This is a genomic window from Paenibacillus sp. 19GGS1-52, from assembly GCF_022369515.1.
Lineage (GTDB): Bacteria > Bacillota > Bacilli > Paenibacillales > Paenibacillaceae > Paenibacillus_AQ.
The window spans coordinates 6,435,673-6,457,256 of sequence record NZ_CP059724.1 but is presented as its reverse complement, the minus strand read 5'-3'; the positions used below and the strand labels follow the sequence as shown (position 1 = coordinate 6,457,256).

25 protein-coding genes and 1 riboswitch are annotated in these 21,584 nt (G+C 46.2%); of the genes, 19 read left to right on the top strand and 6 right to left on the bottom strand.

The annotated features are described in order from the left end of the window. Nucleotides 1-307 precede the first annotated feature (307 nt). Nucleotides 308-955: a CPBP family intramembrane glutamic endopeptidase gene (locus H1230_RS31790; protein WP_481857195.1), complete on the top strand. Its 648-nt coding sequence runs from the start codon at nt 308-310 to the stop codon at nt 953-955. Between the two features lie 37 nt (nt 956-992). Here H1230_RS31790 and H1230_RS29600 read toward each other — a convergent pair whose 3' ends face one another. The 3 genes from H1230_RS29600 to ytxJ all read right to left on the bottom strand — a co-directional run bounded on the left by H1230_RS29600 (nt 993) and on the right by ytxJ (nt 2,929). Next, complete coding sequence (locus tag H1230_RS29600) at nt 993-1,445, bottom strand: hypothetical protein (RefSeq protein WP_239713335.1); 453 nt, start codon at nt 1,443-1,445, stop codon at nt 993-995. A 126-nt stretch (nt 1,446-1,571) separates the two neighbouring features. Beyond that, a riboswitch (cyclic di-AMP (ydaO/yuaA leader) is annotated at nt 1,572-1,741 on the bottom strand. Between the two features lie 622 nt (nt 1,742-2,363). Then, nucleotides 2,364-2,606, bottom strand: a complete 243-nt coding sequence (locus H1230_RS29595) for a glutaredoxin family protein (protein WP_239713334.1) — start codon at nt 2,604-2,606, stop codon at nt 2,364-2,366. Then, entirely contained in the window at nt 2,603-2,929 is a 327-nt protein-coding gene (gene ytxJ / locus H1230_RS29590; protein WP_239713333.1) for a bacillithiol system redox-active protein YtxJ, read from the bottom strand. Before ytxJ ends, H1230_RS29595 begins: the two co-directional genes overlap by 4 nt. Nucleotides 2,930-3,160: 231 nt before the next feature. On the opposite strand from ytxJ, the gene H1230_RS29585 reads away from it, so the two are divergent. The 7 genes from H1230_RS29585 (at nt 3,161) to H1230_RS29555 (ending at nt 9,636) form a co-directional block, all read left to right on the top strand. Then, nucleotides 3,161-3,883 (top strand): SDR family NAD(P)-dependent oxidoreductase, encoded by a 723-nt coding sequence (locus tag H1230_RS29585; RefSeq protein ID WP_239713332.1) that lies wholly within the window; start codon nt 3,161-3,163, stop codon nt 3,881-3,883. A 49-nt stretch (nt 3,884-3,932) separates the two neighbouring features. Then, a complete protein-coding gene (locus H1230_RS29580; protein WP_239713331.1) occupies nt 3,933-4,571 on the top strand; it encodes a ThuA domain-containing protein in 639 nt (212 codons plus the stop codon). A 144-nt stretch (nt 4,572-4,715) separates the two neighbouring features. After that, the gene (locus H1230_RS29575; protein ID WP_239713330.1) at nt 4,716-6,458 is read left to right on the top strand and encodes a spore germination protein; all 1,743 of its coding nucleotides are present in this window, start codon (nt 4,716-4,718) and stop codon (nt 6,456-6,458) included. A gap of 27 nt (nt 6,459-6,485) precedes the next feature. Continuing rightward, entirely contained in the window at nt 6,486-7,577 is a 1,092-nt protein-coding gene (locus tag H1230_RS29570; protein ID WP_239713329.1) for a spore germination protein, read from the top strand. Beyond that, nucleotides 7,574-8,767 (top strand): Ger(x)C family spore germination protein, encoded by a 1,194-nt coding sequence (locus H1230_RS29565; RefSeq protein WP_239713328.1) that lies wholly within the window; start codon nt 7,574-7,576, stop codon nt 8,765-8,767. The genes H1230_RS29570 and H1230_RS29565 overlap by 4 nt, the downstream gene beginning before the upstream one ends. A 96-nt stretch (nt 8,768-8,863) precedes the next feature. Further along, on the top strand, nt 8,864-9,274 hold the full coding sequence (locus tag H1230_RS29560) for a MerR family transcriptional regulator (protein ID WP_239713327.1): 411 nt from the start codon (nt 8,864-8,866) through the stop codon (nt 9,272-9,274). A gap of 23 nt (nt 9,275-9,297) precedes the next feature. Then, on the top strand, nt 9,298-9,636 hold the full coding sequence (locus H1230_RS29555) for a thioredoxin family protein (RefSeq protein ID WP_239713326.1): 339 nt from the start codon (nt 9,298-9,300) through the stop codon (nt 9,634-9,636). A gap of 84 nt (nt 9,637-9,720) precedes the next feature. Here H1230_RS29555 and H1230_RS29550 read toward each other — a convergent pair whose 3' ends face one another. Then, complete coding sequence (locus tag H1230_RS29550; RefSeq protein WP_239713325.1) at nt 9,721-10,602, bottom strand: CHAD domain-containing protein; 882 nt, start codon at nt 10,600-10,602, stop codon at nt 9,721-9,723. A gap of 194 nt (nt 10,603-10,796) precedes the next feature. Here H1230_RS29550 and H1230_RS29545 point away from each other — a divergent pair, with 194 nt between their 5' ends. Beyond that, a complete protein-coding gene (locus H1230_RS29545; RefSeq protein WP_239713324.1) occupies nt 10,797-11,693 on the top strand; it encodes a lipoate--protein ligase family protein in 897 nt (298 codons plus the stop codon). A gap of 20 nt (nt 11,694-11,713) precedes the next feature. Here H1230_RS29545 and H1230_RS29540 read toward each other — a convergent pair whose 3' ends face one another. Beyond that, nucleotides 11,714-12,493: a carbon-nitrogen family hydrolase gene (locus H1230_RS29540; RefSeq protein WP_239713323.1), complete on the bottom strand. Its 780-nt coding sequence runs from the start codon at nt 12,491-12,493 to the stop codon at nt 11,714-11,716. Between the two features lie 132 nt (nt 12,494-12,625). On the opposite strand from H1230_RS29540, the gene H1230_RS29535 reads away from it, so the two are divergent. The 9 genes from H1230_RS29535 to H1230_RS29495 all read left to right on the top strand — a co-directional run bounded on the left by H1230_RS29535 (nt 12,626) and on the right by H1230_RS29495 (nt 20,619). After that, nucleotides 12,626-13,054: a MarR family winged helix-turn-helix transcriptional regulator gene (locus tag H1230_RS29535; RefSeq protein ID WP_239713322.1), complete on the top strand. Its 429-nt coding sequence runs from the start codon at nt 12,626-12,628 to the stop codon at nt 13,052-13,054. A gap of 37 nt (nt 13,055-13,091) precedes the next feature. After that, the gene (locus H1230_RS29530; RefSeq protein ID WP_239713321.1) at nt 13,092-13,727 is read left to right on the top strand and encodes a nitroreductase family protein; all 636 of its coding nucleotides are present in this window, start codon (nt 13,092-13,094) and stop codon (nt 13,725-13,727) included. A 24-nt stretch (nt 13,728-13,751) separates the two neighbouring features. After that, nucleotides 13,752-14,048 (top strand): putative quinol monooxygenase, encoded by a 297-nt coding sequence (locus H1230_RS29525; RefSeq protein ID WP_239713320.1) that lies wholly within the window; start codon nt 13,752-13,754, stop codon nt 14,046-14,048. A gap of 28 nt (nt 14,049-14,076) precedes the next feature. Continuing rightward, a complete protein-coding gene (locus H1230_RS29520; protein ID WP_239713319.1) occupies nt 14,077-15,252 on the top strand; it encodes a pyridoxal phosphate-dependent aminotransferase in 1,176 nt (391 codons plus the stop codon). A gap of 171 nt (nt 15,253-15,423) precedes the next feature. Continuing rightward, nucleotides 15,424-17,025: a phospholipase D-like domain-containing protein gene (locus tag H1230_RS29515; protein WP_239713318.1), complete on the top strand. Its 1,602-nt coding sequence runs from the start codon at nt 15,424-15,426 to the stop codon at nt 17,023-17,025. Nucleotides 17,026-17,085: 60 nt separating this feature from the next. After that, on the top strand, nt 17,086-17,463 hold the full coding sequence (locus H1230_RS29510; protein WP_239713317.1) for a hypothetical protein: 378 nt from the start codon (nt 17,086-17,088) through the stop codon (nt 17,461-17,463). A gap of 114 nt (nt 17,464-17,577) precedes the next feature. Then, nucleotides 17,578-17,904: an ArsR/SmtB family transcription factor gene (locus H1230_RS29505; protein WP_154121020.1), complete on the top strand. Its 327-nt coding sequence runs from the start codon at nt 17,578-17,580 to the stop codon at nt 17,902-17,904. A 107-nt stretch (nt 17,905-18,011) separates the two neighbouring features. After that, nucleotides 18,012-19,790, top strand: coding sequence for a SulP family inorganic anion transporter (locus H1230_RS29500; protein WP_239713316.1), 1,779 nt, complete (start codon nt 18,012-18,014; stop codon nt 19,788-19,790). Nucleotides 19,791-19,917: 127 nt separating this feature from the next. After that, complete coding sequence (locus tag H1230_RS29495) at nt 19,918-20,619, top strand: DUF1361 domain-containing protein (RefSeq protein WP_239713315.1); 702 nt, start codon at nt 19,918-19,920, stop codon at nt 20,617-20,619. Here the strand turns inward: H1230_RS29495 and H1230_RS29490 are convergent. After that, the gene (locus H1230_RS29490) at nt 20,616-20,933 is read right to left on the bottom strand and encodes an MGMT family protein (RefSeq protein WP_239713314.1); all 318 of its coding nucleotides are present in this window, start codon (nt 20,931-20,933) and stop codon (nt 20,616-20,618) included. The genes H1230_RS29495 and H1230_RS29490 overlap by 4 nt on opposite strands. Before the next feature lie 45 nt (nt 20,934-20,978). On the opposite strand from H1230_RS29490, the gene H1230_RS29485 reads away from it, so the two are divergent. Next, nucleotides 20,979-21,488: a DUF2569 domain-containing protein gene (locus tag H1230_RS29485; RefSeq protein WP_239713313.1), complete on the top strand. Its 510-nt coding sequence runs from the start codon at nt 20,979-20,981 to the stop codon at nt 21,486-21,488. Nucleotides 21,489-21,584 lie beyond the last annotated feature (96 nt).

Genomic DNA, 21,584 nt, shown 5'->3' with positions numbered 1-21,584 from the left:
GTACAACAGTCTGGCTTACCGCGAGGCTCTCCAGCATCGGCTTCGCGTTGGTGATTATCGGGGAGTTATTGTTGAGGGGCCGTAGCAGGTTGCTGCGGCTCTTATTTGTGATATATTCGTGAAATAATGTATTATTATGGAATTAAATGATAGAATTTTGAATAGTTCAAAGCTTGTTGAATATTCGCTAAAGTTAGGATGATTCTCATTGAAGAGCATTGTAAAGTATTTTACTAGAGTGGAATTTCAGAATTACCCACAGGATAAAGGGAATAAACGGACAGGGATTTATGCGTTACTCTATCTAATGTACATTGCTATGGTAATTTATTTATTTGGTTTATTAAAGTACAGGACGGATTATATAGATCGGTTCAGCGTAAATTTTTCAAACGAGCTAATATTTAAAATGGTGATCTATATATGTATTAGTATTCTCGAACTATCTCCGCTGCTATTCCTACTGAAGACAAGGAGGGAGAGGATACAAACTATCGGGTTAACCCCCTCAAACATAACATCTTCAATCGTTCTGGGTATTGTTGGTGGTCTACCGTTTACATATTGGCTTATTGGAGATCTAATCCTGCATAAGAGAAACTTACAGTTAGAAGGTGCAAACCTGTGGCTGGAGTTCTTGGTTATATTCATGTTCACTGCATTAACTGAGGAGTTAATATTTAGAGGATACATCCAGAGCCGAGTCATTGGCTTAATCAGTAATAAATATGCAGCGATCCTACTGATCGGAATATTATTTGCCTTCATGCACATTCCGTTTCAAATGAGTATGGTTAAGATGAACTTTATGGAATATTTAATTACTAATCGCATGTATATGATTCAGTTATTCTATATGCATATCTATTTTGTATATCTCTACACGAGAAATCATAATATCCTTACCCCAATAATAAGCCATGCGATTATAGATTACTTTCAAATCTATATGTGAGAACAAATCATCATGGCTTGGGCTGAAATCAATTTAATTACACAGCTGACAGATTGGTATTTGGCAAAGTGTTTCCTTGAGCAGCCATTTCTTCCCGCACGTGTCTAAGCTGTGCTTTCACCAGTGGTACACTTTTCTGGAGAATGGTGCTTATCTCAGGCAAGGTAAGCTTCATACCATACCACAGTGATTTTACAATCTGCTCATCCCAGGTCAGGTCTTTGGCAGAAAGGGATACTCGGCCTGCAGTTAGCTCTGCGCATTGACGAATACAGCTCCGGTACGCCAGAATGGGGAATAATTGAGGGTTCAATTCAGCCCGTCGGTATGATTTGTAGAGCTCTGCAAAGGTGCTGATCGTAATCTGCTCCGCATCCGTGGATGCTTCTAACAACAAGGTGCTTAGGGTGAGGACTGCACCGGAGTACTTTTGAACGTATTCGGTAAAGGTGGGGCTGTAAGCTAATTCTGTAGGTAATGGGTCTGGCATAGGGGCACGTTCCTTTCTGAATTCAAGAATTTATGCAACCCAAAAACCGCAGACAGAGGAGGACCTCTGCCTGCGGTTTTTGGGAACAGGCATAAATAAACCTGCGCAAAAGCGTGGCGGATCAAGGATCTCTCTCTTTACGCTTACGAGGTTAGCTGTCGGATTCGGACGGTGAGAGTCGCCCTACCTTAATGAGACTATAACAATATCGTCTCTTTTGGATTCACCCCAAGTAGACCCTGCGGCCTGATGGTTCCCCCGTTTCCCGCGAGGCGGGAATTCAGCGTGCATTCAATAATGATTTCAAATCGAATCATACCCTTTTAGGATTTTTTTGTAAAAAAAAAAAGCATTCTTTATAGTTCGATATTGCGCAAATTTCGGTGGAAGCAGTGACGGAAGTGATCCAATATATATATTTCATCAATTATCGGCCATTTTTCTCTAAAATGCGCCATTTCTCAATTTACAGGTCGTAAGTAGGGAAATTACCAGGATTAACCTTTAAGTTGAAATAAATCACAATACTAACGATTAATCGCTAATGGATATAAAGACGAGGAAATGAGCGAAAATAAGAGATTAGACCTCAAGTAAGCGTTACCTTTATTGTAATTAGTTTTCTTTAAGCATTATTTTGGCATCCTTCGTGTTTTACAAGCGATCCTGTCGGAGAGTATGATTACATCTGTTTCCACCGAGCTGATGTGAGAGTCGGAGTCGATTATGGAGTGAATAAGTGTAGTGTGACCGTAAGCATGCCGCAGAGGATGTCCTTTGGGGTTTTTTGCTGTTGACTTGGAGCATACTAATAAAACAATGTCATTACAACAACAAAACGGGAGCTGTCCATATTAAGGACAGCTCCCGTTTCTTCTTGCAAAATGAACTCATGTAATGAATGATTCAGCAGTTGAATTATTTACCTACTGTTTCGATAAGAACCTTGAGCTCAGGGAGGTTAAATCCCTTAACCACTTGATCTCCGGAGACAGTAACGGGCACGCCCATGAAGCCGAGCTGCTCAACTTCTTCCTGGTAAACGGTGCTGGTCATGACATCTCTCACTTCGAAGGAAACCCCTTGTTCGGTGAGTAGTTGTTTGACCAAATTGCAGTCGCTGCAGCCTGCTGTGGAGTAGACTATGACTTGCCCGCTCATGAGTTAACAGCCGCTCTGATAGCATCTTGCGTGATTTTCCAGTGGGAAGCATTCCAGCGGACCTCTGCATCCTCAAGGAGGAAGATTTGCGGAGATTCATGCTTAATGCCAAAATCCTCAGCGATTTGTGTAGAGACAGGGCGATCCTCAATGACAAGGACGATGGCTGCCGTAGTATCTGTATCTTTTAGAAAGGCCTCAAACTCCTGATTAGCCTTCGCGCTGATAGGGCAGGTAGTGCTGTGTTTGAAGAGCAGTTTCTTACCCGGTTGCTCAACATATTGATGCAGATCCTCCAGAGAATGGAGTTGTTGGATAGACAAAGTTATCACCTTCCTGGAATAGTTGTTTGCTAACAATTGTGTTGCTAGCAACTGTTATCATAATTGTAACATAGTTCAAAATTAAATCAAAAAAAGATTCTTCGCTGCTTGGATAAGCGAGCAGAAATGAGTAATGAAATGGCGTTGAAAAAACAGATGTCACATGCTAAGGTGAGGGGGATGGAAGATAGGTACACCTGTATTTAGCCACAGGAAAGGGAGTTCAAGAGTATGCAAAGGATCGCTTGTGTTACCGGTGCAGACCGAGGTCTGGGATTATTTATTGTACGTTGGTTACTGGAGAATCAGTTCTTTGTATTTGCAGGTCAATATATGGAAGATTCAGAACGACTGAATGCGCTTAAATCCCAATACCCAGATAATTTAAAGCTGATTCCCCTGGATATAGGAAATAGTGACAGTGTAAAGCACGCGGCACGAGCCATTGCAGGCAGTACGGGACACGTCGATATTATTATCAATAACGCCGGCATTATTCATAAAGCAGATTGTGCCACCATGCTCGTTGATATGGACGATGAAGCAATGGCACAAATCTATAATGTGAACACACTGGGGTCTTTGAGAGTCAGCAATGCGCTGATGGGTCTGCTGCTGCAAGGCAAGGATAAACTCATTGTCAACATCTCCTCAGAGGCTGGCAGCATAGCGAGCAATAAGCGAATCAACATGTACGGCTATTGCATGTCCAAGGCGGCGCTTAATATGCAGTCCTCCTTGCTGCATAATCATTTGAAAAGCTTGGGCGGTCAGGTCATGGTGTTTCACCCCGGCTGGCTGCAGACCTATATGAATGGGCATAAGAATGAAGAGGCGCCGATATCACCTGAGGTGTCAGCTAATAAGATTATGAATCTCGTGCAGCAACATAAGGATTACCTTGGCGAAGAGCCTGCTTATCTCGATCTGGACGGCAAACATTGGCCGTGGTAACAGGGTTTCTGTATTTACTTTGAAATGACAATAGAAGGGCGTGGATGAATTGTCTACAATAAAAGCTTTGGCGCTGGGCAGCTACACAGAGGCTAAATACCATCCTTTTGCCGGTGTGGATCATGAATTTCAACAGATTTTTGCAGGTGAGATAGAGGTGCAATCTTCAGAGGATTATGGCCTGCTTAATAAGAATACGTTATCCGATTATAAGCTGGTAATTGCCTATACGGAATTCTCTGATGTCAAAATATCCCCGCAGCACAGCAGCGCATTGCTCTCTTATGTGGCTGGCGGGGGTGGACTACTTGTTGTACACAATGGGATCTCGCTGCAGCGGAATCAGGAGCTTGGCGTCATGCTGGGGGGTTATTTCACTCATCACCCGGAATATACTTCGCTTCATATGTCGATCCCGGTGCCGGAACATCCGATTATGCAGGGGATTGGAGATTTTGTGATCCAGGATGAGCCGTATTATTTCGAGATGCAGCCCCACTTTGAGACGACCATCCTGGCGGAGTATCCGCATGACGGTGCCCTGAGACCGGCAGCCTGGTGCCACGAGTTCGGTCTGGGACGGGTAGTCTATCTGATGCCTGGGCATCATTTGCCGTCTTTCTCGGTAGAGCCCTTCCGACAGATGATCAAGCAAGGTGGACTTTGGGCCGCGGCCTTGCTTCGCTAGCTTCACCCTTCATATTAGCTCTTATAAGTTTCTGCTGAAGCGGATACTGTCCTTAACAGGATGGTATCCGCTTTTGTTTATCGTGCATGAATTATCCAGCTTCGGTCAAAATAGGGTAACGGTTATTTGAGGGAGCGATATCAGATGTGGAATATGATCACGGGTTTGTTTCCCGGCTGGGGTGTGCTCTTTCAAGGGCTAATGATATTCGCTGTCCCAGTAGCTCTAACACGTTTAATGAACTTGATCCGAGTAAAAGAGGGGCAGATAAGTACGCGGGGAGTCCGAGCTGAAGGCCGTAAAGGTGGAGGGGTTCCGAGTGATGGGGAGTCCGGCGGATCTGTCTCTGGAAGTAAGGAAGCAACTACTGCAGAAGGTGCAACTGAAGCGAATCAAACCGTTCACTCGACGACCTATAGTGGGGTTTTTCAAGAGGATTTGCGCAAGTTTAAAGGGATAAGTGCTGATATGGAAGATGTGAATGTGAGAGAACTGCGTATCGGAGCCTTGCAGATCAAGGCAGCGGTGCTGTTTGTAGATGGTCTTACTGACAAGGATGTAATGGACCGCAATATTCTGAAGCCTTTAATGAATGCAGCGTTGCCCTTTGAAGGCATGACTTCTGTTCCTGAAGCTAAATTACTCAAAGACATTATTGTTCAGCAAATTGTGCTGGTTTCGGAAATCGAATATACCACTAATCTGAGGATGTCACTTCAGAAGGTATTGTTCGGATCTGCAGTATTGCTGGTCGAGGGTTTAGCAGAGGTCATCGTGCTGGGTACACCAAAGGGCCGAACAAGAGGGGGCGAGGAGCCAATATCCGAAGCACTCCTTCGCGGCCCACGAGTCGGTTTTAACGAGACACTTAGTGATAATACAGCTATGTTACGGCGACATGGGCAAAATACCGAACTGGCTATGATTTCTTTTACCGTCGGCAAAAGAATTGAGAAGGAACTGGTGTTGACCTACATCAGAGATATCGCCAACAAGGAGCTTATAGAGGAAATTAAACGAAGAATTCACACTATCGATATAGATGATGTCCTAGAATCGGGCTATGTAGAACAGTTAATTGAAGACAACTATCTCAGTCCCTTTCAGCAGCTTCAGAATACAGAAAGACCTGACCGTGTTATGGCAGCACTGCTAGAGGGAAGGGCTGCTATTTTACTGGATGGTACACCATTTGCTTTGATTATGCCGGTTACCTTTGGGATGCTTCTGCAATCACCAGAGGATTATTATGACCGCTGGTTTGCAGGTTCGCTACTCCGCATCCTACGTTTTTTTGCAGCCGTAGTTTCGTTGTTTGCTCCAGCCCTGTATATCTCCTTTCTATCCTTCAATCCTGGAATGATTCCGACCAAACTGGTTATTTCAATTATTGGTTCCCGGCAGGGTGTGCCCTTTCCTACACTGATTGAGGCTCTGATTATGGAAATATCTATCGAAATATTGCGAGAGGCCGGTTTGCGTCTGCCGAAGCCGATTGGTCCGGCCATGGGGATTGTCGGCGGCTTGATTATTGGTCAAGCCGCCGTAGAAGCAGGAATTGTTAGTCCGATTCTGGTCATTGTTGTAGCAGTCACGGCGATTTCCTCCTTCGCGATGCCTATGTATAGTGCCGGTATTACACTGCGGTATCTACGTTTCGCTGCGATGTTCTTCGCAGCGCTATTCGGACTGTATGGTGTTGTATTATTCTTTCTGCTGTTGAGCAGCCATTTAATCAAGCTGAAGAGCTTTGGGGTACCGTACATCAGCCTTACGGTACCGTACCGGATGCGCGACTGGAAAGATTTTGTAGTCCGTGTGCCGCTGCAATTCATGAAGCGTCGGCCGGCTCTGCTGAAACCGAAGGGTCCTATAAGAAAAGGATAAGAAAATCGGGCAACGGAGGTTATGGGAATGAACACCCAAGCAAAGGATCGAATAACAACCATTCATGCTACGATCATTATGGTGAATTATGTGCTCGCAGCAGGCGTGCTGACACTTCCCCGGACAATTGTTCAGGCGGGTGGAGTTCCCGATGTCTGGATATCTGTAATATTGGGTGGCTTGATCTCCACTTTGTTAGGTGCTGTTATAGTAAAGCTCAGCCAGCGCTTTCCAGGTCAGACTTTCTATCAATACAGCCGGAAGATTATTGGCAAGCCATTGGGTATATTGTTAAGCGTAGCTGTTGCTGCATATTTTCTATGTATTGCCAGCTTCGAAATGCGTACGGTACAGGAGGTAACCAGTTTCTTTCTGCTGGAGGGAACCCCTTTATGGGCAATTGCTGCCATATTCATGTGGGTGGCTATTTATTTATGCCGCGGAGGAATCAATGCGATATCTCGGATGTGCAGGCTGATAGTCCCGATTACGTGGGGGATTTTCTTAGGAGCCTGTCTGCTCAGTCTGGGGATTTTCGATATAAACAATTTGCGACCTGTATTAGGAGAAGGACTAGGTCCCGTGTTGAAAGCTGTTAAGCCCACGGCGCTGACTTATAATGCGGGGGAAGCCATGTTGTTTCTCACTGCTTTTCTGGCTAAACCGAACAAGGCTATGAGGGTACTTGTAGTTGGAATGCTGATCTCTATGTTCTTCTATTTGGTTGCCGTTGTCATGACCATTGGGGCCTTTTCGGTGGACGGAGTGGTTACAAGAACGTGGCCATTCATTGATCTTATACGCAGCTTTGAGGTGGAATATCTCATCTTCGAACGGTTTGAATCGCTGCTGCTGGCGATTTGGATTATGCAGATTTTTTGTACGTTTTGTATTGTTTTTTATGGTGCGGCCCTAGGGTTATCCCAAATCCTGAACAAGAAGTTTCATTATTGCCTATTTGTCCTGCTGCCGCTAGTCTATGTCGTTGCCGAGGTTCCACCTAACCTTAATGGGTTATTCGCCTTTGGGACGGGGCTAGGGAATTGGGCGCTAGGTTTATTCGGGCTTCTGCCACTGCTGCTGCTGATCATCGCGCATTTTAGGAGAGTCCATTCATGAAGCGTGGGAGCGTAGTTATAGTGATGCTTGCCCAGTGTTTGCTACTCTGTGGCTGCTGGAGCAGTTCGCCGATTGAGGATTTGAATATGGAGGTAGGCGTTGCTCTAGACAGTGCGGATGAGACCGGAACTGAAGCTGAATTTGAACGTGAGGGTGGTAGTTATCCGAAGAGCAATAAAATATCTTGCACATACCAGTTTGTTATTCCTCAACCCGCCTCAAGTGCCAAAACGAGCAGCTTACAATCCAAAAATTTCAATAATATGACTGAAACAGGAGACTCCATCTTTGAGGCCATGCGTGAGCTTTCGCTGCGAACCAACCGTCCGCCGAGTGGGAATCACCTAAAGATCATTGTGATTGGAGAGAAGCTGGCGCGTTCAACGAAGCTTACGGAGTTAATAGACTTTTTCAGTCGCGATAATGATATTCGTCCCAGTGTTATGCTGCTGGTCAGCAAGGGGGAAGCCAGAGATGTTCTCAAGGATGCATTGCCAGGCCAAGTCCCATCATTTGTCATTAAAGGTATCTTTAATAACCGTGACCGGAATATGAGAATATGGGAGCCGGTATCTATTGCTAAAGCAGCGGGTCCATTGCACGGAAAGACAAGCTTTATGGTGCAAAATGTAGTTGCTGCCGGTAAGGAACCGAAATTTGCGGGAGCAGGGATTATTGATGGCAAGACTGGAAAGCTAAGCGGTTTTCTGGATGAGTCGGAACTGGAAGGTGCAGTCTGGCTGACAGGCAAAGGGAAAGGCGGTGTGCTCAAGACCTACGATCCCGATAATGGCAGACTAATTACGTATGAGGTCAAATCTGCAAGCAGTACAATCAAAGCTAAGGTGGAGGGAGAGCAGATCTCTTTTCACGTTAAAATAGAGTCTAGAGGGAGATTTGCGGAGACCTTCTCCGCAAGTCAGGTGAAATTGGACGAAGCTTATGTGAAGAAGGATGAAATAGCGCTGCAAAAACAGCTGATACAAATTGTTAAAGCTACTGTGGAAAAAATGCAGCATGAGCTGCATGCAGACGTCGGTGGATTTGGGACCAGCCTGCATATCCAGCATCCTGCTGTATGGCAAAAGGTCAAGGAAGATTGGGATCAAACTTTCAGCACGCTTCCGGTTACCTACGAGGTGATACTGAATATTGAAGAGTATGGGGCCTCGGGTACAGCAGCTGAATAAAGGTGGATACTCTGGAAGAAAAGTGTTGACCCTCTCACTGGTGTCAGGGTTTATACTGGCTGTAAACCATTTCTCATGAACCCCGGGGAGAATGCCATGAAAATAGGTGAGCTTGCAGTGCAAACGGGCGTGAGCGTCCGTTCATTGCGATATTATGAGAGTCAGGGATTGATTACACCGATTCGTCAAGCCAATGGCTACCGAACGTACTCACCGCTTGCAGTCGAAACGGTGGAAACGATCAAGCTATATTTAAATCTGGGTCTGTCCACGGAGCAGATTGCTGGCTTCCTGCACTGTGTCCTGAAGAACAAGGAGGCCTTCTGTGCGGAAGTGATGCCGTTATACCAGACTAAGCTTGCCGATATTGAAAAGCAGCTCCTGCAGCTGAATCAGATTAAGCTGAATTTAGAGCAGCGCATGGCAGCCATACTGCACGAACAGGAGCAAAGTGATAGCGGGCAGGAGGTTGATACCAGGTTATCACCGAAGTGTGCCTGCCCTTAAGATGATGTAGGGAGGAATGTTACATGGCTATTATAAATGTGGACACCGCCGATATGCTGCGGGCGGAATTGCAAGGTGGCGGAACGGTACTGGTAGATTACGGGGCACCATGGTGCCCCCCTTGTAAGGTGCTGTTGCCTCTGCTGGAGGAGCTTCATCAGGAATATGGGAATACTGTATCTATTCTAAAGGTGAATTGTGATGATCTGCCAGAGCTGGCAGCAGAGGCTGGTGTTATGAGCATGCCTACGGTTATTGTATTTAAAGAAGGACAACCTATGGAAAAATTGGTCGGATTACGTCCGAAATCAGTCTACCAAGGGGTATTAAATAAATATGCTCAAGCACCAAGCATTCTTTAATAAGCAGTGAAAGGCAGGAAGAAGCATAAACTCTATGCGACTTCCTGCCTTTATTAGTTCTGAGGATAAACGGATAATTCCTAGTTATTTTTTTGTTCTATTAGCAATATGGACGACATCGTTCTGATGCAGAGCATCGAGCACTTCAGATCTCAAGGTACTTGTGAAGGTGCTCCATGTTTTTTTGCCAATATCTAGTTCATCGCGTCCGATCGAGTTTAGCGTATCCAACCATACCCGTTTGTCATTAATGAGCCCAAGCTGTTCCTGAATATTCTTGTATATCTCTTCATGAGCATGAAATTTCTGATTCAGTGCAAAGGCAGCTGCGCTGGCGGTGTAGCGAAGCTCCTTGGCAGCGATCCGTAGCTGGTGCAGGGAGTCGAAAGCCTCTGGAGATTCGGCATCCTGTTGGAATATAGTTTTGCAGGCTTTTTTCTTCTGTTCATAGGCTACCTCAAGCTCGCGCATAACAACATTGGCATCTCTTTTTGCTACCAGATCTTCAAGCTGTCCGCTCAAGAAGTCATTCCACAGTCCATCCAGATCCTTGCCCGTCAGTTTCGGCAGCTCTTCCGCCAGCTTCTTGCGGTAGTCTTTACGCTTGTCCTTTTGGTGTTTAATTACAGCTTCCAATAGTTCTGCGGTTCTTGTGTCTCCGTCTTCCTTGGCTAGCTTGCGTCTGCTCTTGAAGGAGTCAATCAGCACATCCGTATCTCTCACCTTACCCAGTCTTTTCTGGGCTTGCTTGAATACGGGGTAGAGTCCCGAAGTATGCTGCGGATCAAGAATGGATAGTAGCGTCAACAACTTCCGACTATTCACTCTAGCCTGATGAATGTCTTCGCTGTCGAATGTTCGGAGTGTTTCTTTGCTGTAATCCCTAAAGTTAACGTAGAGCAGATTGAGCGCTTGCTCCCATTGTCTGGTCTTGCTCCGGTCCTTGGATAGCTGTTCCATTGTCATGCAGCATCACTCCTAAAAGTTGTGTATAGCATGAACCTCTAGCGCTTAAGCTTTCGCTTGGGAATTCGTAATATACTCTAAGGATAGCGTTATCATAGCGGTATATCAAATGCTTAATGGACGAGTGGCAGATCGGGTACAATGTAACTAGGGTAAGGGAAGACGAATTTGATCGGTACTTGGAGGTATTGTTGATGATTAGTGGATCATTTAATGGGGAGCCGCTCAGGAGAGAGCTTCCAGAGGTTATGGCACTCTTTGAGCATTTAATTGATAAGAATATAGAAGAAGTGGTCGGAGCAGGTGGAGATCTGCTGATCCCTTTTGCTTTCGAAGAGACGCTCTGCAGGGATATCGGCACAGGGCTTGCCCCGCCATCGCTGCATCTATGGAGTCATCCTGGGGGCGTGGCCTTAGGTTTGCGGGACAGCAAGCTGCCCTTCGCCGCTCTGGCGATGGCTAAGCTTGAGCGAAGCGGGCTGCGCACAGCGGTCAGGCACTCAGGCGGCGCAGCAGTACCACTCGATGCAGGGGTCGTCAATGTTTCCCTGATTCTCCCGAAGAGCCGCGGGAAGCTGGACTTTCACGATGATTTCCGGCTGCTCTCTTCTCTGATTACCGAAGCAGTAGCTGTAAGCCACCCGCAGGCTGCAGCACAAATCGTAGCAGGTGAGGTCCAAGGCTCCTATTGTCCTGGCGAATTCGATCTGGCGATTGGCGGCCGGAAATTTTGCGGTATTGCCCAACGGCGGCAAAGTAACGCCTATTTTGTCCATGCTTTTGTTGTAGTCGCTGGCTCCGGACAAGCGCGTGGAGAACTTATCCACAGCTTCTATGAGGATGCCGCTGGCGGAGAGCAAGCGTTATCTTATCCGCGGGTAAGTCCGGAGACCATTGCTGGACTCCAAGAACTCGGCGGACCAGACACAGTCGGGATGTTTGCCACAGGGATCAGGCAAGCGTTAGCCCGCCGTGGTGTAGAGCTCATGTCCTCAGCCGCCTTACGGCAGGATACAGGTTATGCTCTAGAGTATACGGACCTGCGGGTTGTGGAAGCCGCAGGGATGCTGCGGGAGCGTTATTCCCTGTAGCAGTGAAGAACGGTACACAATTAAAAGTATAAATGAGGTCTTCTATCGGAGAAAATGGGGATTTGCTCCCGAATCTCCCGTACTCTCGGCAAATCAAGGGTGCCGCTAAGGATTTCTTCACCTTCGGAAGCTTCGCAGATGATGTCTCCCCAAGGATCAATAATCATGGAATGGCCGGCAAAAGTGTTGGCAGGGTCGCTGCCTGCACGGTTGCAGGCTACGACATAACACTGATTCTCGATAGCGCGGCTAATGAGCAAAGCTCGCCAGTGAGACAATCTTGGCAGCGGCCATTCCGCACTGATGAATAACACTTCGGCACCTTGCGCCGTATGCGCGCGAACCCATTCCGGAAAGCGGATGTCATAACAGATCAGACCTGCGCATAACGTGCCGTCGAGCGTAAATAATCCTTTGGCCTCGCCTGGCTGCAAGTACTGATCTTCATCCATCAGCCGAAAAAGATGCAGCTTGCTGTATTCACCGACCAGTTCTCCCTGGCGACTGAAGATGAACATGCTGTTGGTTATCCCTGTGGCCCCTTTGCTCGCCACGGAGCCTGCCACAATGTTGATATTATATTGTTTCGCCAAGGTGGAGATGAAGCCTTTGGTAATCCTGCCTTCAGGATCACCTATCTCTCCAAGGCGGGGCAAATCATAGCCGGTAGTCCACAGCTCAGGAAGGATCAAGCAATCGGGTTGCTCAGCGGCAGCCTGATGAATTTTACGTTCCGCAGCAGCATAATTAATCTCGGGATTGCCAAACGCGATATCAAGCTGGATAAGGGATATTCTCATAAATAATCCTCCTGTGTTTTTGACAATCTCTCTTTAATATTTTAATATTGGTTGACGGGTCAAGTAATTAGGTATAGTATAATTTTTATAAATATAATTTTGCACAATACATTACGAATGAGGAGGTTGATTTTGAGCGAATATCAGCCTGAGGAAGAGCGCATCTTTGAATTGCTGCAGGCGTTGAACAAAGGGATCGCTCCTAAATTTGAACGATGTGCGGGCATCAGTCCTACTCGCCTTCGTCTTCTCCACGAGTTATTTCAGGTTGATGAGATCAGCCAAATCGCTCTGCAGAAGGAAATCGATATTGACGCTGCCGCCATTACTCGGCACCTGAAGGGTCTGGAAGAATATGGGGCGATAACGCGTCGTAATAATCCAGCCGATAACAGAGTCACGCTCGTCTCCCTTACAGAGCAGGGGCGGGGTAAAGTAACCTCATACAGAGAAGAGAAGAAACGTTTTATCAGTAGTCTGCTCACAGGCTTCGATGATCAGGAACAGACAGTGCTTATAGATATGCTTAACCGTCTGCAGCATAATATTAATCTGCTGTAGCCGCACCCTATAATTATATAATAAAGGAGAATAACACATGAGTACTACACAAATCAGTGATTTCACAGGAATAATTACAGGTCGCCGCTCCATTCGTAAATATGATCCAACAGTCAAGGTCAGCAAAGAGGAAATGACCCAGATTCTTACGGAAGCCACACTTGCTCCTTCTTCAGTGAACATGCAGCCTTGGCGCTTCCTCGTGATTGATAGTGCAGAAGGAAAGGCAACACTCGCACCGCTCGCCCGCTTTAATCAGACGCAGGTAGAGACCTCAGCGGCAGTGATTGCCGTGTTTGGAGATTTGAACAACTTCGATTACGCTGAAGAAATATACGGTGCTGCTGTTGAGCGCGGGTTTATGCCTGCCGATGTCAAAGAGAATCAATTGGCTAGACTAGCCGGCCATTTCTCCACCTTGCCAGCAGCAGCTAACAAAGACACCGTGCTGATTGACTCCGCTCTGGCTTCCATGCAATTGATGTTGGCTGCCCGTGCGCATGGCTACGACACAAATCCTATCGGCGGTTTCGAAAAGGATAAAATCGCAGAAGCCTTTGGTATGGATAAAGATCGTTACATTCCAGTTATGCTGATTTCGCTTGGTAAAGCTGCTGAAGAGGGCCATGAATCCGTTCGTTTACCTATTGATAAAATTGCTCAGTGGAAGTAAAAAATAAAGGAGGATACACAGACAATGATTATTATTCATGCTGTATTTCATGTTAATCCCGATCTCAAAGTGCAGTTTCTAGAAGAGGTTAAGCCGCTGATTGCAGCTACTCATGCAGAAGAGGGCAATCTCTCTTATGACCTTTACAATCATGCAGAACAAGAGAATGTATATATCATGGTAGAGACTTGGCTTGACTCTGAAGCGGTTTCCAGCCACAATACAAGCAGTCATTTTACAGCCTTCGCAGCCAAAGCAGGCGAATTCTTGACTGCACCGCTCGACGTTAAGGTATATAACGGCGAACAGATCAACAAGTAACTTTTTCCAAAAGAGGGTGCCAGCGCTAGTGAATATTTTCGAGCCGTCTGAACTGTTAAATAACCTGCCCAAGCAGTTTTTCGCTGCACTGGTCGGCAAGGCTGCTGCAGTAGCAGCACAAGGGCATGATGTTATTAACCTTGGACAGGGTAATCCTGATATGCCTACACCGGATCATATTGTTGAAGCACTGCAGTTGGCAGCGGCTGACCCTCTGAATCATAAGTATCCACCGTTTCGCGGTCACAGTTATCTTAAGGAAGCAGTGGCGGCTTTTTACAAGCGGGAATATGGGGTGGACTTAAAGCCTGACAGTGAGGTAGCAATCCTGTTTGGCGGCAAAACCGGACTGGTCGAGGTCGTGCAGTGTCTCCTGAATCCCGGTGATACGGCGCTTGTGCCGGACCCCGGTTATCCTGATTACTGGTCAGGGATTGAGCTTGCGCGGGCCATCATGGAGATGATGCCGCTGACAGCGGAGCATGCTTATCTGCCGTCATACACGGATATAAGCCCTGATATTGCTGCCAAGGCGAAGCTGATGTTCCTGAATTATCCGAACAATCCAACCGGAGCGGTAGCAACGGAGGATTTTTTTCAGGAGACTGTTCATTTTGCTGCGCAGCATAATATTTGTGTGGTGCATGATTTCGCCTATGCTGCTATTGGCTATGAAGGTCATAAGCCGATCAGCTATCTCCAGACGCCAGGAGCTAAGGAGAACGGCATCGAGATATACACGCTATCTAAGACGTACAATATGGCCGGCTGGCGCGTGGCGTTTGCCGTAGGGAATTCCAGCGTAATCGAGAGCCTGAATCTGCTGCAGGATCACATGTATGTCAGCCTGTTTGGTGCAGTGCAGGCCGCAGCGGCGGAAGCGCTGCTCGGTTCGCAGCAATGTGTCGAAGATTTGGTGGCTCGCTACGAGAACCGGCGGAATATCTTAATCGACGGAATGCGGAACATTGGCTGGAATGCTGTGGCGCCTGGCGGCTCATTCTTCGCCTGGCTGCCAGTTCCCGAAGGATACACCTCGCAGAGCTTTGCGGATCTGCTGCTGGAGCAGGCGCATGTTGTTGTGGCACCAGGCAACGGCTTTGGTACATACGGTGAAGGTTATGTACGGGTAGGTCTGGTGAGCGATGAATCACGGCTGACAGAAGCCGTGGAGCGAATCGGCAGGCTTAAACTCTTTGCTTAGGAATAACAATTGTCGCTGATACAGGGTGTTCCAAGAACCATTTGGAACACCCTGTTTTTGTGCGAAAATGTGGTGACCCGTTTATAAGAAGCACATCTTGGGTATCTAAGTTTAGCCCTAATTGGGTTAGTGCTTAACGATGTTAATAAGAATAAACGGAGGTCCTTACATATGGAGAACAAGTTGCCGATTTCGGAGTGGGATGACCGCTCACAGAAGAATATGATTGATTACGTGAACTATTATTTATCCGGTGGTTCACTACGCAGTATTGAGCCGGAAGCCGGCGAAGCAGCAGAGAAAATTACAGAGATGATGGATCGGGAGGCTGCTCGCGCATATCGGCAGGAACTTGGCGGCGTAATTACTGAAGCTGAGCAGTTGCAGCAATTGCCCGGCTTCAGTCAGGTTATGCTCGAACAGCTTGCTTTTGCCGTGAGCAGACTCGATTCCGGTAAGCTCAGAGCGCTTGCTCCGCAGACGACCCAGAATAACTGTGTAGATCCGTATACGAATGGTCCACAGTGTCTAGAGATGCTCTTGAGTGAAATCGCAAAAGCAGAGCGGTATATTCATCTGTCCGTGATGCTGTTCTTTAACGATATTTCCGGAAATCTTATTGCCGAAGAACTGCTTCGTGCGCTTGGACGTGGTGTGCAGGTCCGGATTATGGTGAATTACACTATCACAGCTTTAGGCTATGGGAACAATCTGGAATTTGGGGAATTCTCCAAAATTTCTGCTCGACTGGAAGCGGCAGGAGCTAAACTGCTGAATACGTCCAATTCCTGTTACACTACTGTGGGATGGAGTATGAAGCGGGAGGCTTTGAAGCAGCAGGGTGTCCCCGAAAATATCTTGTTTCTGCAGGATACAGTAGAGAAGGATGTGGAAATCTCCGGGCTGAATGTTATTGACCACCGAAAGTTTATGATCATCGATGGCATAACCTCAATTATCGGCAGTTTGAATATCGGTGACCAATATACATATGGAACGCCTCTGAAGGAATCATCTATAGCAAGTATAGACGGAAAAATAGTTGGAATCCCCGGTAAAGTGGAGGAGTGGCATGACGGTTGCTTTCGGGTTCGCGGAGCTGCGGCGTTGCCGCTGAATGTCATATTTCAATCGAGATGGATACTGCTTGGAGGCGATCATTTTGAGGCGAATGAGGTCTTTTACCACCCAGATGTGAATTATGATTGCGGAGAGGAAGAATGTACGCTCTTTGTGAGCTTTCCGGGCAATTCGGTCAATCTGATGCAGCAGTATTATCTGGATTTAATCACTTATGCAGCCGAGGAGACGGTCATTGTGAATCCTTATCTGATCGATCAGGCTTTTTGGGATCGGCTGGGTGAGCTGGGTCCAGACTGTTCGGGTCACTTATCGATCTGCAACCCGCTGCTGGTTAATGATCACCCTACGAACCGTGCGGCAGTGCGTAGTAATATGTACACGCCTTTTTGCAATGGTGTATCTTTCTACGATTATAGCTTAACAGGCCGTTTCTCCCATTGGAAAATCTCCTATGACCACAGATCGCGGGCAGTGTTCCATGGTTCTTATAATATCAATGAAAGAAGCGCTTGCCACGATTTTGAATTGGGCCTGCTAGTCAAAGGCGAAGCCTTTGCAAACAAAGTGAAATCGATGATCGATTATGACCTTGGTGTCTCCAGAAAAATCACGGATAAGAAGGAATTCTTCAAGCATCCCTGGCTTCATCCCAGTACATACCTGAATAAGGCGACCCAAACCTACACTTGATCGCAGAAGTCCAACTTCATGTATAATGATCGGTATAACTTTATAGATGGAGCTTATGACATGAAAATAATTATTTCTAAAATCGGCTTGAGCAAAAATGAGGTCTTCTTTGTCACGGAATACGGTGAGGGCAAGGGCAGCTGGTATGGGCCTCATGTGGAGCCTGGTGCAGAGTGTGAGGTGGAATTTGAGCTTGCAGAGCTGTTCATGCGCTGGGTAGATATTGTGCCGTCAGACAGCGATCAGTATCATATTCACCTGGAAAGAGATACGGTTAGTTTCATCGGTATCCTGGATAATCTTGAAGAAGACGGTACGGGATATTTGCGGGTTGGCGATAGTCTATTGATGTTTGAGAGCTTGGGCGAGCCCATGCGGTTGGGAGTTTTTGTAGAGTTGAAAACCAAGGCAGTCAAGATATATCCGCTAGTCCATTGAGCTAAAATAGGATATTCCCCCGACTGTCTTCCCTGGAGGTGAGGTTTATCCACCGCTGCGGCTATGCTATGATAGCTAATAGAATCAGAAGTAAAGCAATAAGGAGCAGAGTCCATGAATAGCGAAATTCAGCAGTTTAAGACGGAATTTTTTAAGGCACTGGCTCATCCCATGCGAATTCGCATCCTTGAGCTACTGAGTGAAGGAGATAAGAACGTAAATGAACTGCAGGCAATACTCGGTTCTGAAGGATCAGCAGTATCCCAGCAGCTAGCTGTATTACGCGCCAAGAATGTTGTAGCCACAGTTAAGGAAGGCACTACTGTTATTTATTCCCTCCGCGACCCCCTGATTGAAGACCTTCTGGCTGTAGCCAAGCAAATATTTGATAATCACCTCGTAAGTGCTATTTCTATGCTTGAAAGCATTCGTAGTGAGTGAATTTGGAAATCATGAATGTCATTTTGACGTTGACAAGAGCGACAAGCAGGAGTAATATTTACCTTATATTCAAATAATCAGATATTTAAAGAAAAGAAGGTTAGATCATGACAGGGTGGGGCCGTTATAAAGGCTACAACATTGCTTCTCTGCGCAAGGATATTATTTCAGGGACAATCGTCGGCGTTATTGCCATTCCACTAGGGATGGCATTTGCTATTGCTTCCGGTGTGAAGCCGGAGTATGGAATTTACACAACTATTGTGGCTGGTATTCTAATTTCACTGCTTGGCGGGTCCAAGTTTCAAATCGGTGGACCTACAGGTGCTTTTATTCCAATACTCTTCGCAATTGCGATGCAATATGGTTATGAGAATCTGCTGATTGCTGGGATGATGGCGGGTGTTTTCCTAGTCTTGATGGGGGTTCTAAAGCTCGGAGTGTTGATCAAGTTTATCCCCAAACCGGTAACCATTGGCTTCACTGCTGGGATTGCCGTGATCATCTTCAGTGGACAGGTTGCCAACTTTCTGGGGCTGAAGAACATGGAACGGCATGAGCGCTTTATCGACAATATGAAAGAGATTGGTATTCATATATCGACTATTAATATTTACAGTATTCTAACGGCTGCGATATGTCTAATTGTTGTAATACTGACGATTCGGTTCGCACCAAGAATTCCCGGATCGCTGATTGGCCTCTTATGTGCTACAGTGCTGGCGGCGTTGTTCTTCAGCGGTAAGGTGACGACTATTGGTTCAGCTTATGGAGCCATTCCCAATACACTGCCAAGCTTCCACTTTCCAGTAATCACTTGGGATCGTATCGTTACTCTAATTCGGCCAGCTTTTGTGATCGCCATGCTTGGTTCAATTGAATCGTTGTTGTCTGCCGTTGTTGCAGACGGAATGACAGGCACTCGACATAACAGTAACCGTGAGTTGATTGGTCAGGGTGTTGCTAATATCGTCGCACCGATGTTCGGGGGGATTCCCGCAACAGGGGCCATCGCCAGAACAGCTACGAATATCAAAAGTGGTGCTGTATCTCCTGTATCCGGGATTGTACATGGTTTAGTTGTATTTCTTATTCTTCTGCTGTTTGCTCCTTATGCCTCAAATATTCCGTTGGCTGCCATGGCTCCAATATTGATGGTGGTCGCCTGGAATATGAGTGAACGCAAACAATTTGTTCAACTCCTTAAGATCAAGACTGGAGATTCCCTGGTACTGTTAATCACTTTTCTATTAACAGTGTTTGCAGATTTGGCTATGGCGGTCGAAGTAGGACTTATTCTTGCCGTAATTCTCTTTGTGAAACGGATGGGTGAGGTTCATCTGGTCTCCAAAGTGCTGCCCGATCCAACTTCGGTTAAGGTGGGTGCACATATGGTTTCGGAGAGCCATGATTGCCCGCAGATTGGAATTTATAATGTGGAGGGGCCATTATTCTTTGGGGCAGCCTACAGATTTGACAATACGATGCCAGGTTATGGTCCCGATCAACCTAATATTATTCTGCTGCGTATGGGAAAGGTTCCGTTCATGGATACGACCGGAGAAGCCAATTTGGCAGGACTGATGAAGCAGTTGCAGAAAACTGGAGGGAAATTAATGATTTCCGATATTCAGTCTCAGCCGCTAGATCTGCTCAAAAAAACCGGATTATATGAAACCATAGGCGCGGCGCAATTTTATGACCATACTGGAGAAGCCATTAATGTAGCGCTTAGTGCACTTGAATATAACAAGTGTATCGGGTGTACCCATTCTGCCTTCAGGGAGTGTAAAGCACTTTCTGGTCTGGATGAGGCTGGAAGTCTGCGCGGATTAAAGGTAATTTCGAAGCCTGTAGTAGTGCGTGAGCTAAGCGGTGGCATTTGAGCAAATCCTATATCCCTTTCTTCAGAAACTGTATAGCCATGATCAACCCGGGCGCTTCCTGCGTTCGGGTTTTTAGATTAGAATGGACTAATGCAACGGTATTCTAATGATAAGGAGAATATTGCTAATGAAGGAACTGAATTATCCGAAGGTATTCCTGTTCTTGGTGGGGTTGTCCTTAGCTACGCTGGCGGTATATTATGTGGTTTCGCTGCGAACCGACACTTATTTTTCCTTTCTTATCTGGAATTTATTTCTGGCCTGGATTCCTTTTTTATTCTCCATGGCGGCTTATGAACTGGACAAAAAGAGGATTTGGGGACTACTGCTAATTCCATTAGGAATAGCTTGGTTACTGTTTTTTCCGAATTCTCCATATATTATGACGGATTTGGTGCATTTATCGGGAGGAAAGGGTAAGTACATTGTAGGAGGTACTATTCAAAGCCGTTATTGGTATGATCTGGTCACTCTGCTGCTGTTCACTTGGAGCGGCTGGTTAACTGGATTCTTTTCCCTATACCAGTTCCAAAGTGTTATTTACCGCAAAAGCAGTCTACTGCTCTCATGGGTATTTGTACTGGTTGCTTGTGCACTGGGTGGTTATGGCGTATTGCTCGGCCGGGTGTACCGACTTAACAGTTGGGACGTCTTGACGGACCGACACCAACTGTATCAGCTAGTTCTGGATAGCCTAAACCGGCAGTCGGTATTTTTCAGCCTGTTTATAGCCTTCGTGCTGCTTGTTATTTACGCTACGATGTATTTTCTGCTGAACGGTCTGAGCACCAGAGAAAGAGGGCCACATCCTAAGAAGCGCAGAGCTTAATCGGTGGGTACAGGGTGATACTCATATTGTATTAGGTCTATAGCGCCTTTTTCATCAAAAAGTATACCTTCTCCCAGCAGATATAGCTTCTGCAGTGAACTGGATTCCTCGTCCATGATGGAAATCATGCCTTTTACATTAACGACCCTATGCCATGGCAGCTTATGCAGCCGGCTCATAGAATGAAGAATGCGAACGACCTGTCGAGCTCCTCTTGGGCTTCCTGCGGTACGGGCGATCCCTCCGTAAGTCATAACTTTCCCTTCAGGAATAGACTGTATGATGTGGATAACCTTTTCTGTAAATGGTTTCATAGTGGAGCTCCTTTCATCAAAAATATAACAGAGGATGTGCGTAAGATGGGGACGATGATACCGGGCAACGAGAGAATGGAAATTGTTCCGAACAAACCTAGCGGTTTGGGAGGCTGGATGATTCTGGTGCAGATCGGCCTTTATGTATCGATATTTCGCATTATAGCTTTGATCTTCAATTATGTGATTCCGTCCTTTAAACCGGAAATATGGGACGCGCTTACTTCACCGGATTCTCCTGCCTATGATTCGATGTGGAAGCCGTCGCTTATCTTTGAATCTGTAGCTAATGTTGTATTCGTACTGTTTTCCATTTTTCTGCTGGTCTTGCTGTATCAGAAGAAATCTACTTTTCCTCGCTGGGCTATCTTTTATTATGTTACTAATCTGCTTGTACTCATTGTCGATTATGTGCTGATGGCAAATATCGAAGTTTTGCAGACGTTAGACGAAGGGAACTCTACACAGGATATTGGAAGACTTGCCGTCTCCTGTGCAATCTGGATCCCTTATTTCATACGTTCTAAGAGAGTACATAACACTTTTATACATTAAGAATCATTATAAGGGAAGTCGCCTATGGCGACTTCTTTTTTTATATATGGTTCACACGTATAAAGTACGGCGAAGTTGTTTCTTCTTTTGGAGAAT

Excerpts from the sequence above, each read along its gene's own strand:
- H1230_RS31790 (WP_481857195.1), top strand. The coding sequence starts at position 308 with ATGTACATTGCTATGGTAATTTATTTATTTGGTTTATTAAAGTACAGG.
- H1230_RS29600 (WP_239713335.1), bottom strand. The coding sequence starts at position 1,445 with ATGCCAGACCCATTACCTACAGAATTAGCTTACAGCCCCACCTTTACC.
- H1230_RS29595 (WP_239713334.1), bottom strand. The coding sequence starts at position 2,606 with ATGAGCGGGCAAGTCATAGTCTACTCCACAGCAGGCTGCAGCGACTGC.
- H1230_RS29585 (WP_239713332.1), top strand. The coding sequence starts at position 3,161 with ATGCAAAGGATCGCTTGTGTTACCGGTGCAGACCGAGGTCTGGGATTA.
- H1230_RS29575 (WP_239713330.1), top strand. The coding sequence starts at position 4,716 with ATGTGGAATATGATCACGGGTTTGTTTCCCGGCTGGGGTGTGCTCTTT.
- H1230_RS29570 (WP_239713329.1), top strand. The coding sequence starts at position 6,486 with ATGAACACCCAAGCAAAGGATCGAATAACAACCATTCATGCTACGATC.
- H1230_RS29565 (WP_239713328.1), top strand. The coding sequence starts at position 7,574 with ATGAAGCGTGGGAGCGTAGTTATAGTGATGCTTGCCCAGTGTTTGCTA.
- H1230_RS29560 (WP_239713327.1), top strand. The coding sequence starts at position 8,864 with ATGAAAATAGGTGAGCTTGCAGTGCAAACGGGCGTGAGCGTCCGTTCA.
- H1230_RS29555 (WP_239713326.1), top strand. The coding sequence starts at position 9,298 with ATGGCTATTATAAATGTGGACACCGCCGATATGCTGCGGGCGGAATTG.
- H1230_RS29550 (WP_239713325.1), bottom strand. The coding sequence starts at position 10,602 with ATGACAATGGAACAGCTATCCAAGGACCGGAGCAAGACCAGACAATGG.
- H1230_RS29545 (WP_239713324.1), top strand. The coding sequence starts at position 10,797 with ATGATTAGTGGATCATTTAATGGGGAGCCGCTCAGGAGAGAGCTTCCA.
- H1230_RS29540 (WP_239713323.1), bottom strand. The coding sequence starts at position 12,493 with ATGAGAATATCCCTTATCCAGCTTGATATCGCGTTTGGCAATCCCGAG.
- H1230_RS29530 (WP_239713321.1), top strand. The coding sequence starts at position 13,092 with ATGAGTACTACACAAATCAGTGATTTCACAGGAATAATTACAGGTCGC.
- H1230_RS29525 (WP_239713320.1), top strand. The coding sequence starts at position 13,752 with ATGATTATTATTCATGCTGTATTTCATGTTAATCCCGATCTCAAAGTG.
- H1230_RS29515 (WP_239713318.1), top strand. The coding sequence starts at position 15,424 with ATGGAGAACAAGTTGCCGATTTCGGAGTGGGATGACCGCTCACAGAAG.
- H1230_RS29510 (WP_239713317.1), top strand. The coding sequence starts at position 17,086 with ATGAAAATAATTATTTCTAAAATCGGCTTGAGCAAAAATGAGGTCTTC.
- H1230_RS29505 (WP_154121020.1), top strand. The coding sequence starts at position 17,578 with ATGAATAGCGAAATTCAGCAGTTTAAGACGGAATTTTTTAAGGCACTG.
- H1230_RS29500 (WP_239713316.1), top strand. The coding sequence starts at position 18,012 with ATGACAGGGTGGGGCCGTTATAAAGGCTACAACATTGCTTCTCTGCGC.
- H1230_RS29495 (WP_239713315.1), top strand. The coding sequence starts at position 19,918 with ATGAAGGAACTGAATTATCCGAAGGTATTCCTGTTCTTGGTGGGGTTG.
- H1230_RS29490 (WP_239713314.1), bottom strand. The coding sequence starts at position 20,933 with ATGAAACCATTTACAGAAAAGGTTATCCACATCATACAGTCTATTCCT.
- H1230_RS29485 (WP_239713313.1), top strand. The coding sequence starts at position 20,979 with ATGGGGACGATGATACCGGGCAACGAGAGAATGGAAATTGTTCCGAAC.